This is a genomic window from Pseudolactococcus insecticola (genome assembly GCF_011170065.1).
In the GTDB taxonomy this organism is placed as follows: Bacteria; Bacillota; Bacilli; order Lactobacillales; family Streptococcaceae; genus Pseudolactococcus; species Pseudolactococcus insecticola.
Window position 1 is genome coordinate 1 of sequence record NZ_BLLH01000008.1, and the last position, 14,663, is coordinate 14,663.

At 42.2% G+C, this 14,663-nt stretch carries 14 protein-coding genes and 2 tRNA genes; all 16 read left to right on the plus strand.

What is annotated here, in order from left to right; genetic code table 11:
* Positions 1 to 21 precede the first annotated feature (21 nt).
* The 16 genes from Hs20B_RS07115 (at position 22) to rfbB (ending at position 14,539) form a co-directional block, all read left to right on the plus strand.
* Positions 22 to 95, plus strand: a tRNA-Arg gene (locus tag Hs20B_RS07115).
* Positions 96 to 216: 121 nt separating this feature from the next.
* A tRNA-Pro gene (locus tag Hs20B_RS07120) sits at positions 217 to 290 on the plus strand.
* 70 nt (positions 291 to 360) lie between these two features.
* Positions 361 to 915 (plus strand): 16S rRNA (guanine(966)-N(2))-methyltransferase RsmD, encoded by a 555-nt coding sequence (gene rsmD, locus Hs20B_RS07125; protein ID WP_172357029.1) that lies wholly within the window; start codon positions 361 to 363, stop codon positions 913 to 915.
* Positions 912 to 1,394 (plus strand): pantetheine-phosphate adenylyltransferase, encoded by a 483-nt coding sequence (coaD, locus tag Hs20B_RS07130; RefSeq protein WP_172357031.1) that lies wholly within the window; start codon positions 912 to 914, stop codon positions 1,392 to 1,394. The genes rsmD and coaD overlap by 4 nt, the downstream gene beginning before the upstream one ends.
* Positions 1,381 to 2,427, plus strand: a complete 1,047-nt coding sequence (locus tag Hs20B_RS07135) for a SepM family pheromone-processing serine protease (RefSeq protein ID WP_172357033.1) — start codon at positions 1,381 to 1,383, stop codon at positions 2,425 to 2,427. Before coaD ends, Hs20B_RS07135 begins: the two co-directional genes overlap by 14 nt.
* Positions 2,428 to 2,696: 269 nt before the next feature.
* A complete protein-coding gene (gene adhE / locus Hs20B_RS07140; RefSeq protein WP_172357035.1) occupies positions 2,697 to 5,297 on the plus strand; it encodes a bifunctional acetaldehyde-CoA/alcohol dehydrogenase in 2,601 nt (866 codons plus the stop codon).
* Positions 5,298 to 5,583: 286 nt separating this feature from the next.
* On the plus strand, positions 5,584 to 6,075 hold the full coding sequence (locus Hs20B_RS07145; RefSeq protein ID WP_172357037.1) for a DUF2798 domain-containing protein: 492 nt from the start codon (positions 5,584 to 5,586) through the stop codon (positions 6,073 to 6,075).
* Positions 6,076 to 6,120: 45 nt separating this feature from the next.
* Complete coding sequence (locus Hs20B_RS07150; protein ID WP_172357039.1) at positions 6,121 to 6,318, plus strand: DUF4649 family protein; 198 nt, start codon at positions 6,121 to 6,123, stop codon at positions 6,316 to 6,318.
* Positions 6,319 to 6,508: 190 nt separating this feature from the next.
* Positions 6,509 to 7,291 carry a 30S ribosomal protein S2 gene (gene rpsB / locus Hs20B_RS07155; RefSeq protein WP_172357041.1) on the plus strand — a complete coding sequence of 261 codons (783 nt, stop codon included), beginning with the start codon at positions 6,509 to 6,511 and terminating at the stop codon, positions 7,289 to 7,291.
* 103 nt (positions 7,292 to 7,394) lie between these two features.
* Positions 7,395 to 8,432 carry a translation elongation factor Ts gene (tsf, locus tag Hs20B_RS07160; protein WP_172357043.1) on the plus strand — a complete coding sequence of 346 codons (1,038 nt, stop codon included), beginning with the start codon at positions 7,395 to 7,397 and terminating at the stop codon, positions 8,430 to 8,432.
* 145 nt (positions 8,433 to 8,577) lie between these two features.
* Positions 8,578 to 10,308, plus strand: coding sequence for a septation ring formation regulator EzrA (gene ezrA / locus Hs20B_RS07165; protein ID WP_172357045.1), 1,731 nt, complete (start codon positions 8,578 to 8,580; stop codon positions 10,306 to 10,308).
* An 84-nt stretch (positions 10,309 to 10,392) separates the two neighbouring features.
* A complete protein-coding gene (locus Hs20B_RS07170) occupies positions 10,393 to 10,983 on the plus strand; it encodes a VIT1/CCC1 transporter family protein (protein WP_172357047.1) in 591 nt (196 codons plus the stop codon).
* A 75-nt stretch (positions 10,984 to 11,058) separates the two neighbouring features.
* Complete coding sequence (gene rfbA, locus Hs20B_RS07175; protein ID WP_172357049.1) at positions 11,059 to 11,931, plus strand: glucose-1-phosphate thymidylyltransferase RfbA; 873 nt, start codon at positions 11,059 to 11,061, stop codon at positions 11,929 to 11,931.
* Positions 11,932 to 11,933: 2 nt separating this feature from the next.
* Positions 11,934 to 12,527: a dTDP-4-dehydrorhamnose 3,5-epimerase family protein gene (locus Hs20B_RS07180; RefSeq protein WP_172357051.1), complete on the plus strand. Its 594-nt coding sequence runs from the start codon at positions 11,934 to 11,936 to the stop codon at positions 12,525 to 12,527.
* A 1-nt stretch (position 12,528) separates the two neighbouring features.
* The gene (locus Hs20B_RS07185) at positions 12,529 to 13,479 is read left to right on the plus strand and encodes an SDR family oxidoreductase (RefSeq protein WP_172357053.1); all 951 of its coding nucleotides are present in this window, start codon (positions 12,529 to 12,531) and stop codon (positions 13,477 to 13,479) included.
* A gap of 13 nt (positions 13,480 to 13,492) precedes the next feature.
* Entirely contained in the window at positions 13,493 to 14,539 is a 1,047-nt protein-coding gene (gene rfbB / locus Hs20B_RS07190) for a dTDP-glucose 4,6-dehydratase (protein WP_172357055.1), read from the plus strand.
* Positions 14,540 to 14,663 lie beyond the last annotated feature (124 nt).

Genomic DNA, 14,663 nt, shown 5'->3' on the forward strand with positions numbered 1-14,663 from the left:
GGTATGATGAGTTAAAGAGTCGCACCCATGGCTCAACTGGATAGAGTACCTGACTACGAATCAGGCGGTTGCAGGTTCGAATCCTGCTGGGTGCATCAAAATTTTCTGGGTATTACGAACTTAGTTTTGTAAGTGAAGGAAATTTTGGTGTAAGGTAGTTTGGAAGTGCTTAGCAATTCTTAAATTATCTCATATGTCATGAAGATATCAGCACCACGGGAAGTAGCTCAGCTTGGTAGAGTACTTGGTTTGGGACCAAGGTGTCGCAGGTTCGAATCCTGTCTTCCCGATAAGTAGACAACCTGTTAGGTTGTCTTTTTTGTTATAATGAAATGAATAAGAAAAATTTTGGAGGTAGCTATGCGTGTTGTAGCAGGTATTTTTGGTGGGAGACCGCTTAAGACATTGGATGGCAAGACAACACGTCCGACAAGTGATAAGGTAAAAGGCGCCATCTTTTCAATGCTTGGGCAATTTTTTGAAGGTGGTCGAGTGCTAGATCTATACGCTGGGTCTGGCAGCTTGTCAATTGAGGCTGTTTCTCGCGGGGCAGATGCTGCTGTTTTGGTGGAACGTGATCGCAAGGCGCAACAAATCATCATAGAAAATATCGAGATGACGAAAGAAACTGAGCGGTTTAGTCTGATGAAGATGTCGTCAGAACGGGCGCTTTCCTTGGTTGATATGGCTTTCGACTTGGTGTTTCTTGATCCACCTTATGCTGAGGAACAGGTTGTCAAGGACATCACTTTTTTAGAAGAAAAATCACTTATAACAAGTTCTGCTACCATTGTCTGTGAAACCGATAAAAACGTCATGTTACCGGAAACTATCGGGAGTTTTTCTTGTGCTAAAGAGAAGGTGTACGGGATTAGTAGAATTACGATTTATGAGAGAAATGAGGTTAGTAGATGACGATTGGACTATTTACAGGGTCGTTTGATCCGATGACAAATGGGCATTTGGACGTGATTGCACGCGGTGCTAAGCTATTTGATAAGCTGTATGTGGGTGTTTTTCAAAACGATAGTAAGCAGCCTTTGTTTTCGACAGCTGAGCGCAAGATCTTATTTGAGCGACTTATGACGGATTTTGATAATGTCGAGGTGATTGTTCATGCGTCTGATTTGACAGTCAATGTTGCACAGCAACTGGGGGTGACGGCATTGCTCAGAAGTGTGCGAAACGCAGCTGATCTGACCTATGAGTCAGAGATGCTTTATTACAATGCTCAGATGACGGGGGTTGAGACGGTTCTACTTATGGCCCGACCTGAATTACAGCATGTCAACAGTACGCGAATTAAGGAATTGGCACATTATGGTGCTGATATTTCTAGGTGGGTACCTGATATGGTCAGAGTAGAGTTGGAGAAGAAGTTTGAAAAAAAATAAACGTTTTATCAATAAATGGTGGTTAATTTCTGGACTTGTCGTCGTTGTTTTGCTAGTTGCTGTGCTACTACCATTGCCCTACTATGTGGAGGCGCCTGGGACGACTGAAAATGTTGGTGCTATGGTCAAAGTTGATCATAGTAAGCTCAAGGAAAAAGGGTCGCTCAATCTGACGACGGTTTCCATGATGCGCGCAACGGGTGCGACGCTCGCCTACGCGGCTCTGACGAACTTCACAGATGTTTATAGTAAGGCGGATATGATGGGGGATCAGTCTGACAGCGACTACACACGGATGAATGAGTTTTACATGGAGAGTGCACAAAATACGGCTGTTTATGAGGCCTTTAAGTTGGCTAAAAAGCCATTTGAGCTTGATTACCAGGGTGTTTATGTGCTTGATGTGAGCGAAAAATCGACTTTCAAAAATATCCTTGAGATCGCTGATACCGTGACGGGTGTGAATAATAAGTCGTTCAAATCATCTAACGAGCTGATGGCCTACATCAAATCGCAGAAAATCGGCGATAAAATCTCGGTGCAGTACACGGATGATAGTAGTCAGAAGCGCTCAGCTACTGGCAAAACGATTAAGTTGGCTGACGGGCATGCGGGGATTGGCATTACTTTAGTTGATCACACTTCTGTCAAGAGTACACCTGCGGTTAAGGTTGATGCGGGAGCGATTGGTGGGCCGTCTGCTGGGATGATGTTTACGCTCGAGATTTATTCGCAGCTTGTTGGCAAGGATCTGACAAATGGTCAAAAGATTGCGGGGACTGGTACGATTGAGGCGGATGGCACTGTCGGACGAATCGGAGGGATTGATAAAAAAGTTGCCACGGCAAGTAAAAATGGTGCAGTTATCTTTTTTGCACCTGATGACAAGATCACGAAAGCAATGAAAAAAGCTGATCCTTCTATCAAGACGAATTATGCTGAAGCAAAGGCTGCGGCTGAAAAACTGGGTACAAAGATGAAGATTGTACCGGTTAAAACAGTTGATGATGCGATTAAGTATCTTGAAAAATAATAGCATTTCGTCAGAAGAGTTTGTGAAATCTCTTCTGACGAAATTTTTTTTACTATTATTTGTGAAAACGTGTGCACTGATATGGCGACTTGTGAGCGATTTAGAAAATAAATTCACAAACTTTTGAATTTCACAAGCAAAAATCCCATAAAATAGGCTTTACAAACGCTTACATTATGATATAATAAAGATATAAAGATAAGTTATTTAATTCACTAACTTATCGTGTTCTAATTTGCAACCTATTTATTTATCATAAGGAGAAAAAGATGGCTACGAAAACGGTAGAAAAAACAGAAACATTTGACGTTGCAGGCATGATTGATGATCTTGCAGCAAAAGGGGCTCAAGCGCTAAAAGAGCTTGAAAAATTGAACCAAGCACAAGTTGACCATATCGTGCACGAGATGTCAATGGCGGCGCTTGATAGACACATGCCACTGGCTAAGATGGCAGTCGAAGAAACTGGCCGCGGAATCTATGAGGATAAGGCAATCAAAAATATGTACGCTTCTGAGTACATCTGGAACGCCATCAAAGATAACAAAACTGTCGGCGTAATCAACGAAGACAAAGAAGCAGGCATCATCGAAATTGCTGAACCTGTCGGTGTTATCTGTGGTGTGACACCAACGACGAATCCGACGTCAACAACAATTTTCAAATCAATGATCGCAATCAAAACGCGTAATCCCATCATCTTTGCTTTTCACCCATCAGCTCAAAAATCATCTGCAGCAGCGGCACAAACCGTGCTAGATGCGGCAGTTGCAGCTGGTGCACCTAAAAACTGTATCCAGTGGGTAACAGTGCCGTCAATCGAAGCGACAAATTTGCTCATGAACCACCCGACAATCGCAACCGTGCTTGCGACAGGAGGTGCAGGCATGGTAAAAGCAGCTTACTCTACTGGGAAACCTGCCCTCGGCGTTGGTCCAGGTAACACGCCGTCGTATATCACAAAAGACGCGAAAATTAAACGTGCGGTGAACGATTTATTCTTGTCAAAAACGTTTGATAATGGGATGATTTGTGCGTCAGAACAAGCTATCATCGTTGATAACGAAGTCTATAACGACGTCAAAGCTGAATTTTTGGCACACAACGCTTATATCGTGTCATCAGAAGCAGAACTCAAAAAACTAGAAGCAGCTGTGATGTTGCCTGACGGTCATGCAGTTAATCCCAAAATTGTAGGCTATTCTGCAAAATTCATCGCTGAGCTTGCAGGCATCAAAGTGCCAGAAGAAACAAAACTTCTGATTGCTGAGATTGGCGGCGTTGGCGCTGACTTCCCACTGTCACGTGAAAAACTATCGCCCGTACTTGCTATGGTGAAAGCAAACTCGACAGAAGAAGGACTTGATCTTTGTGAAGCCATGCTTGATCTTGGCGGTTTGGGTCACACGGCAGTTATCCATACAGAAGATGAGGACTTGGCTCTGCAGTTTGGCATTCGCATGAAAGCTTGTCGTATCTTGGTTAACACACCATCTGCTGAAGGTGGCATCGGTAATATCTATAACGAAATGTTGCCATCATTGACACTTGGCTGTGGTTCATATGGCCATAACTCAGTGTCACACAATGTCTCAGCTGTAGATTTGATCAATGTCAAAACACTTGCAAAACGGAGAAATAATATGCAATGGTTCAAATTGCCACCGAAAGTCTATTTTGAAAAAAATTCAATCACTTACTTGCAACAAATCAAAGCAGAACGCGTGATGCTCGTATGTGATCCAGGAATGGTACAATTTGGCTATGCGGACCTCGTTCGGAAACAACTTGAAAAAAATCCTAACGATCCAAAAGTAGAAGTTTTCTCAGATGTTGAGCCAAACCCATCAACTAACACGGTTTACAAAGGTCTTGAAATTTTCGACCGGTTCCAACCGGATGTGGTTATCGCACTTGGTGGCGGTTCAGCAATGGATGCAGCTAAAGGCATGTGGATGTTCTTCGAGCATCCTGAGACTTCATTCTTTGGTGCTAAACAAAAATTCCTTGACATTCGTAAACGTGCCTATAAGATTGACTATGCTGAAAAAGCAACGTTCATCTGTATCCCGACAACATCTGGTACAGGTAGTGAAGTGACACCGTTTGCGGTTATCACGGATTCTGACGACCATACGAAATACCCACTTGCAGACTACGCTTTGACGCCTGATGTTGCTATCATCGATCCGCAGCTTGTCATGTCAGTGCCAGCAAGTGTGACAGCTGATACTGGTATGGATGTTCTGACGCACGCCATCGAGTCATATGTTTCAGTTATGGCGTCAGACTACACACGTGGGTTGTCATTGCAGGCTATCAAAATCGTCTTTGACTACTTGGAACAATCTGTGAAAACGGGTGATGAATTAGCACGCGAAAAAATGCATAATGCATCAACCATGGCTGGTATGGCCTTTGCCAATGCTTTTCTAGGTATTTCCCATTCAATCGCTCACAAAGTTGGTGGTGCGTGGAACATTCCTCACGGCCGTACAAATGCGATTCTCTTGCCACATGTCATCCGTTATAACGCAAAAGATCCGCAAAAACATGCCATGTTCCCGAAATACGACTTCTTCCGTGCGGACACTGACTATGCAGACATTGCACGTTTCCTTGGTCTGAAAGGAGACACAACGGCTGAACTCGTTGAAGCGCTTGCAAGTGCCGTCTACAATCTTGGAATTGCTACAGGTATCGAGATGAACTGGAAATCACAAGGCTTGACGAAAAAACAAATGGAGGCAGAAATTGACCACTTGGCTGAAAAAGCTTACGAAGACCAATGTACAACTGCTAATCCAAAAGAACCTCTGATTTCTGAATTGAAGGGGATTATAGAAACATGTTACGACTATAAAGCGTAATTAAATAGATAAATGTAAAAATACCACGATAGCGTGGTATTTTTGTTGTTTGTTAATTCGTGTGGACGTGCTAAAACAGACAGTATTTTGTAACTTTTCAGAAGTTACAACGCCCAAGATGTGTGAGATTTCATAAAAAGGTGCTTACGAAAACGATTTTTTTGTGTTATACTAGAGTTAATTTACTGCGTATAATGGTTCAGCGTAAAGGATGTTGCTAGCGATTCACTAGCTGCCTTTGCGCTATTTTTTTTGCGGTAAAAATAGAAAAAGAGGTCTATCACTCATGGCATTTTACATGAAACTCCCACGCAACGGCAAGGAATTTATTTTATTTTTAGTCATTGTCTCACTCATCTCGGTCAATATCATTGCACCCATCATCGCGGGATTTGAAGCTGGATTTAGCCTAGCTACATGGCAACATACACTGAATTCTGTACCATTTTTGTTAATTGCAATCGTTATTTTTGTCTTGCTCACGCATAAACCAGCAGAAAATCTAGCCAGCAAAATCACGTCAGAAACCGATAGTTTTAACGCCAAAATCACCATGACAATCCTGATCAATGTCGCCATGATGTCAGTTCTGATGACAATCGTAGGCGCAATGATTGCAACAAAGACATTGAGTCTCGCACCAGTTCAACAATTTTTTTACAAATGGCCAAGAAATTTCACCATTGCGCTGATCGTAGAGATGCTTATCGCACAGCCCATCGCGCGTGCTGTTTTGTTTAGCCTACACACAGCACAAGATGTGAAAGCAAGAAATTAACTCTTTTTAGCCAAAAAGTGTATAATAAAGTTTGGAGGTAATCTCATGAAAATCACATATCACAACGGTGCAAATGCCGCAGAAACAAAGACGTTTAAAGATGTTGCAGAATTCATCATGCTACAATTGCGTGAAATTCCTGCGATTCAAGACCATTATGAAGTTGATGAAGTCAGCATTGACGGTAAAAAGGTTGAGTTCAAAGGGACAATCGGCGACTTGTTTGATTTTTACAATCACTGATTTAACTGAAAAAATAGCGGTAAATGCTTGTCAAACGCAACAAAATTGTGTATAATGAAATGGTTGCGGTTAGCAACGACAACTCACATTTTGACAAGATTGTGCCGTAGTGCTTGCAGATGATGCAAGTAGCGGTGCGAGTTGACGGTCAAAAGAGGCAAAACTATCTTAAATAAAGGAGAATTTACTCATGGCAGTAATTTCAATGAAACAATTGCTCGAAGCAGGTGTTCACTTCGGTCACCAAACACGTCGCTGGAACCCAAAAATGAAACCGTTCATCTTTACAGAACGTAACGGTATCCACGTTATCGACTTGCAAAAAACAGTTAAACTGGCTGATGATGCTTACAACTATGTACGCGATGCAGCTGCAAATGGCGCTGTTGTCCTTTTTGTAGGGACGAAAAAACAAGCTGCTGAAGCTGTTAAAGAAGAAGCGCTCCGTGCTGGTCAATACTACATCAATCACCGTTGGTTGGGTGGTACCTTGACAAACTGGGGTACAATTCAAAAACGTATTGCGCGTTTGAAAGAAATCAACAAAATGGAAGAAGACGGTACTTTTGACGTTCTTCCTAAAAAAGAAGTTGTTTTACTTAACAAGCAACGTGATCGTCTTGAAAAATTCTTGGGCGGTATTGCTGATATGCCACGTATTCCAGATGTTATCTACATCGTGGATCCACATAAAGAACAAATCGCTGTTCAAGAAGCAACTAAATTGAATATTCCAATCGTTGCTATGGTTGATACAAATGCGGATCCTGATCCAATTGACGTTATCATCCCAGCCAATGACGATGCAATCCGTGCGGTTAAACTCATCACAGGTAAAATGGCTGATGCCATCATCGAAGGCCGTCAAGGCGAAGATTCAGTTGAAGCAAGCGATGCAAATGTTGCAGAACCAGCCTCAGCAGAATCAATCGAAGAATTGGTAGAAGTTGTGGAAGGTACTAAAGAAGTCTAAACTACTTTAGTGTTGACCAGTACGAATTTAGACTATAACAAACAATCGAAAGAGGGCGAGGCCTACGCCTCAGTCCTCTTTTTTATAAAAGGAGAAACTCAAAATGGCAGTTACAGCAGCTCAAGTAAAAGAATTGCGTGAAAAAACTGGTGCAGGGATCATGGATGCCAAAAAAGCACTTGTTGAAGTTGATGGAGACATGGAAAAAGCAATTGACTTGCTCCGTGAAAAAGGTATCGCAAAAGCAGCTAAGAAAGCTGACCGTGTTGCGGCAGAAGGTCTGACAGGTGTCTACGTTGATGGCAATGTTGCTGCAATCGTTGAAATCAACTCAGAAACTGACTTTGTTGCTAAAAACGACCAATTCGTTACTTTGGTTAATGAAACAGCAGAATTGATTGCTAAAAACAAACCAGCTAACAACGAAGAAGCGCTTGCAATCAAAACAGTAGCAGGCAAAACTTTGGAAGAAGCTTATGTCGAAGCAACATCAACAATCGGCGAAAAAATCGCTTTCCGTCGTTTTGTATTGGTTGAAAAAACAGATGCACAAAACTTTGGCGCCTACCAACATAATGGCGGACGCATCGGAGTTGTAACAGTTATCGAAGGTGGCGATGAAGCTCTTCCTAAAGCAGTTGCCATGCACGTTGCAGCGATGAGCCCTAGCGTTTTATCCGCTGAAGAACTTGATCATGACTTTGTTGTAAGCGAAACAACAGCATTGATCTCACGTATCGAAATCGAAAACGAAGACCGCAAACGTACTGGTAAAGCATTCTTGCACGTACCAGAATTTGGTTCAGCTTCACAATTGACGGATGACGTTTTGGCGAAAGTTGAAGCTGAGTTCAAAGAAGAACTTAAAGCTGAAGGTAAACCTGAAAAAATCTGGGATAAAATCTTGCCAGGTAAAATGGCAAAATTCATCGTTGATAACACACAAATCGACCAAGAAAATGCCCTTTTGTCACAACTTTACGTGATGGACGATAGCAAAACAGTCGAAAAATTCCTCGAATCTAAATCAGCTAAAGCGATTACATTTGCTCGTTTTGAAGTTGGCGAAGGAATCGAAAAAGCAGCTAATAACTTTGAAGCTGAAGTTCAAGCGACAATGGCTGCCGCACTTGAAAAATAATTAGCAGGAAAAATGCGATAAAATACACTGAAATACAACTTTCGGTGTATTTTTTTGTCTAAATATGGTATAATGAAACACGGAATTTATAAATTCGTAGACTAGATTTTAATGAAAAACAGACCCGTGATGGAGAGAAAAAAGAATGCCTAAAAGTATCATAATCGCCATAGTAGTGCTAGTTGCAGTCGTTGTCATTTTTTATGTTGTGACAATGTTGCTGCGCAAAAGAACTGAAGACAGAATTATTGCACTTGAAGAGCGAAAAGAAGACTTATTTGATTTACCTGTGCAAGATGAGATTGACAATGTCAAAAAATTGCACCTGGTTGGTCAAAGTCAAACACTTTTTCGTGAATGGAATCAAAAATGGATTGACTTATCGTCAAATTCATTTGCTGACTTGGAAAATCATATTTTCGAAGCTGAACAGCTTAATGATTCCTTTAGATTCGTTCGGGCACGTGCGTCTGTAGATGCGTCAGAAGGTCAAATTGAGCTGATGGAAGATGATGTTCAAGCCATTCGTGACGGAATCGCTGATCTGACGAAGCAAGAAACAATCAATTCGTCGAAAATTCAAGATTCTCTTGACTTGTATGATGCACTTCGCGCGGAAATTACGGATAATGCTGACAAATACGGCGCAGCGATTGGAGAGCTTGAAACACAGTTGGATAACATCGAAACTGAGTTCAATCAATTTGTGCAGCTTAACTCGACGGGGGATCCGATTGAGGCATCAGAAGTGCTTGAAACAGCCGAAGAGCATACAATTGCGCTTGGTGCGATTGCTGAACGTATCCCGAGTGTTGTGGTTGAGTTGACTGAAACGTATCCTAAACAGATTGATGAGATTGAGCAAGGCTATCAAGAGTTCTTGGCGCAAGACTTCAAACTACCTGAGTCTGCTCAGGTTGAAGAACGCTTGCAAGAGGTTCGTGATAACCTGAAACAATCATCAGTCTTTATCGAAAACTTCGAGCTTGACCGCGCTGATGCGCAGCTTGAACAGATCCAGCTCAATCTTGATAGTTTGTACGAGATTTTTGAAAATGAATACAAAGCACGTCGTGACGTCGCAAAAAATTCAGGTATTATCAAAGATTACATCGAACACACACGTGGGAATAATAAAAATCTCCTGTTGGAAATCGATCATGTCTCTCAGGCTTATGTGCTGACAGGAAATGAAATGGGCACAGTTCGTAATTATCAAGAACAGCTTGAGCAGCTTGATGCAGGTTCTAAAGAATTACTGGAAGTAATCCAAGAAAATGCGCAGCCATATAGTTTGTTAGGAAAAGAAGTTGACACGATCATCAGTACTTTGGATGATATTGAAAAAAATCAACTGAAAATTTCAATGGATTTGCAAGATTTACGCAAACAAGAAAAAGTGGCACAGGATGCTGCAGATACCTTTGATCGAGAGATTCGGATTATCAAACGCTTTGTGGATAAACGCAATCTCCCAGGCTTACCACAAGCCTATCTGGACAAGTTTTTTGCAACGTCAGAACGCGTTCAATCCCTGTACAAAGAGCTCAATAAAGTGAAAATCAACATTGACGGCGTCAATCACTTGGTCGATGTGACCACAGAAGATATGGCAAATCTCAAAGATGCAACGGATGATCTTGTCGACAAGGCAAGAGTGGCAGAAGATTTGATGCAATACGCCAACCGATACAAAACAACAAATGAAGCGATTGCTAAAAGTATTGCGCGCGCTTATCAGTTATTTGAGCGTGACCGCAATTATGCAGGTTCATATGACGAAATTTCACAAGCACTTGAAGCAGTTGAGCCTGGTGCGACAGAGCGCATTGCAAACGTCTATCATACAACTAAAATGATCCCAGATTACCGTTGAGTTGGTAGCAGATAAGGCTTAAAAAGGAAAGCTCGCTAGCAATAACGAGCTTTCTTTTTTCGCAAAACTAGACTAGGAGATCATGTGGCAAAAGACTTCAAAGAACAGAGTTTAACAGAAAAAGTCAATATTTTACGAGCTGGCGTTTTGGGTGCCAATGACGGTATTATCTCTGTTGCAGGTGTCGTCATCGGCGTTGCGACAGCGACAGATAAGATTTGGGTGATCTTACTGTCAGGAGTATCTGCTGTGCTAGCAGGGGCGTTTTCGATGGCGGGTGGGGAGTACGTGTCGGTCAGCACACAGCGAGACGCAGAGATTGCGGTCGTTGAACGTGAAAAGCGTGACACGACCTTAACCGGTACAGACTTTACAGACTATATTCGCAACAAGTATAATGTTGAAATTGGTAACTATACAAATCCGTGGCATGCGGCATTTTCAAGCTTTTTCTCGTTTACAATCGGCGCCTTATTTCCGATGTTGTCTGTCCTGCTTTTTCCAAGCAATATTCGGGTTATCGCAACGGTTTTAGTCGTGGTGTTAGCATTACTCATCACAGGATTTACAAGTGCACAGTTAGGCGATTCGCCAAAGCGTCCAGCAGTGATCAGAAATATTACTGTCGGGTGCTTGACCATGCTTGTGACTTTTGTGATTGGTAAAGCATTTTAACTGAACCACATTAAAAAAATATATGATATAATTGAGTTAAATGATGTTAATTTAGAATAAGAAAAGAGGCTTTTCATGACAAAAGGTATCATTTTAGCAGGCGGTTCAGGGACGCGCCTTTATCCTTTAACACGTGCGGCATCTAAGCAATTGATGCCGATTTACGATAAACCGATGATTTATTATCCGCTATCAACTTTGATGCTTGCAGGGATTAAAGATATTTTGATTATTTCGACACCGACAGATTTGCCGCGGTTTGAAGAACTTTTGGGCGATGGCAGTGAGTTTGGTATCTCACTTAGCTATGCTGAGCAGCCGAGTCCTGATGGCTTGGCGCAGGCATTTATCATTGGCGCTGACTTTATCGGTAATGACAATGTTGCCTTGATTTTGGGCGACAACATCTACTATGGACCTGGTATGTCTAGTATGCTCGGCCGTGCTGCTGCTAAAAAAAATGGCGCGACTGTTTTTGGCTACCAAGTCAAGGATCCAGAACGTTTTGGTGTCGTTGAATTTGACCGCGACATGCGGGCGATTTCTGTTGAAGAAAAACCAGCGCATCCAAAATCCAACTATGCGATTACTGGGCTATATTTCTATGACAATGACGTTGTTGAGATTGCCAAAAACATTAAACCATCACCACGAGGTGAGCTTGAAATCACTGACGTCAACGCTGCATACTTGAGACGTGGCGACTTAGAGGTTGAACTCATGGGGCGTGGATTTGCCTGGCTTGATACAGGGACTCATGAATCGCTTTTAGAAGCGGCGCAATACATAGAGACTGTTCAACGCATGCAAAACGTGCAAGTAGCAAATCTCGAAGAAATTGCTTATCGTATGGGCTATATCACACGTGAGCAAGTCATCGAACTTGCACAACCCCTTAAGAAAAATGAATACGGGCAATACTTACTGAGACTTGTGGAGGCTGACTAATCATGACAGACAATTTTTTTGAAAAGAAATTAGCGGTGCGAGAAATTGCTGATATTCCTGGTATGCTTGAGTTTGACATTCCAGTTCATGGCGACAATCGTGGTTGGTTTAAGGAAAATTTTCAAAAGGAAAAAATGGTACCGCTGGGCTTTCCAGAAAGTTTTTTTGCTGAAGATAAACTTCAAAACAATGTCTCATTTTCACGTCAGAACGTCTTGCGTGGCTTGCATGCTGAACCATGGGACAAATACATCTCCGTTGCTGACAACGGCAGTGTACTAGGTGCTTGGGTCGATTTGCGTGAAGGCGATAGCTTTGGTAATGTCTACCAAACAGTGATTGATGCAAGTAAAGGTATTTTCGTGCCGCGCGGTGTCGCAAATGGCTTTCAAGTACTGTCTGATTTTGTTTCCTACAGCTACCTTGTCAATGACTACTGGGCGCTTGAACTCAAACCTAAGTATGCCTTTGTCAACTATGCAGATCCTGCACTTGGTATCAAATGGGAAGACGTCGCAAATGCGGAAGTGAGTGACGCGGACAAACATCACCCGCTACTTGTAGATGTGACAGCACTCAGAAAGGAAGACTTGTAAGATGACAAATTATCTTGAAAAGCCGCTGATTATCGGTGGTGGTCAGCTGGGGCAAGGGTTCAAAGAAAAATATCCGCAAGCTGATTTGCTCGACTTTCCAGACATTGATCTGTCATCAAAAGCAAGTTTGGAAAAAATCGCTTTTAGCGATTACACAGTCATCTTAAACTCGGCAGCATGGACGCAAGTTGATGCTGCTGAAAATCCAGACTTGTACGAAAAAGTCAAAGCAATCAACGCAACTGGCGTAGCCTACTTGGCTGAGTTTGCAAAAATAAACCATATCCCGCTCGTGCACATCTCGTCAGACTATGTTTTTGATGGCGCTCAAAAAAATCACAAAGAAACTGAAAGTTTCTCAGCATTATCCGTTTATGGTGAAACAAAAGCCTTAGGCGACGCTGCGATTTTAGAAAATGCGCCAGATAAATGGTTCATCCTGCGCTCAAGCTGGGTCATCGGAAAAGGTGTTTCAGGCGCACAGGGTAAGGGTACGAACTTTGTCAAAATCATGGCAAACTTGGCTTTAAAAGGCGTCAAGCCAAGTGTGGCAAGCGATCAATATGGTCGTCAGACCTACGTGGATGAGATGGTCAGAGCGGTTGACTTCCTTCTGACGAGAGATGCTGAAAATGGCGTCTACAACCTGACTAACTCAGGGCAAGTCAAGAGTTTGTTTGAAATCACGCAGTACATCTTTGACAAACTCGGCAGAGATAAAGCGGACGTGACACCTGTCACAACTGATGACTACTATAAAAATCAAGGATTTGTAGCGACTGGAACAAATTACAGCCGCAAAAATGATAATGGGGAAACGGACTATATCGCCCGTCGCCCAGTCAATTCGGATTTGGATTTGTCGAAAATTCAAGCACTCGGATTTGAATCAACAGATTATCTAGTCAAAATCGACGACTACCTTGAAGAATTGAAAAAAGAATTAGCATAAGTAAGGAAATAGTATGACTGAACTAAAAAAAATTATTGTCACAGGTGGTGCTGGCTTCATAGGCTCTAACTTCGTGCATTATGTCTATAACAATCACCCAGAGATTGAAAAAATCATTGTTTTGGATAAGCTGACTTATGCTGGTAATAAAGCTAATATTTCAGATATTTTGGGCGACCGTGTTGAACTTGTCGTCGGTGATATTGCTGATGCTGAGCTTGTTGATCAGCTTGCGTCACAGGTTGATGCCATTGTTCACTATGCTGCTGAGTCTCACAATGACAACTCACTCAAATCACAAGATGAGTTCATTCACACGAACTTTATCGGGACATACACATTGATTCAGGCAGCACGCAAGTATGATTTGCGTTTTCACCATGTCTCAACAGATGAAGTTTATGGTGATTTACCTTATCGTGAAGATTTACCAGGACACGGCGAAGGCGCGGGTGAGAAGTTTACAGACCACACGCCTTACAATCCAAGCTCGCCATATAGCTCAACAAAAGCAGCAAGTGACTTGATTGTACGTGCTTGGGTGCGTTCGTTTGGCCTACGTGCGACAATTTCAAACTGTTCAAATAACTACGGTCCTTACCAACACATTGAAAAATTCATCCCACGTCAGATTACCAACATCCTTGCTGGCATTCGTCCTAAACTCTATGGTGATGGCAAAAATGTCCGTGACTGGATTCACACAGAAGATCATTCGTCAGGTGTCTGGACTATTCTGACCAAAGGTAAGCTCGGTGAAACCTATCTGATCGGTGCTGATGGCGAAAAAAATAACAAAGAAGTGCTGGAAGAAATATTGGCAGAAATGGGTCAAGAAAAAGATGCCTATGATCGCGTGACGGACCGTGCGGGCCACGATTTACGCTATGCGATTGACAATACAAAGCTTCGCACAGAACTTGGTTGGTCACCGAAACACACGGATTTTGAGTCGGGTCTTAAAGAAACAATCAAATGGTATACAGATAACGAATCCTGGTGGCAGGCTGAAAAAGCAGCAGTTGAAGCAAACTATGCCAAAACACAAAACGTTTTATAAGCTTTATAAACCTAAAAAGTTTGCTTGTTAAGCAGGCTTTTTGTTTGATTTGGTAGATTATATCTAAGCAGAAAATGACAAGTAAAAGCAAATATGCTATAATAGTAAAGTATATCGTGAGAAA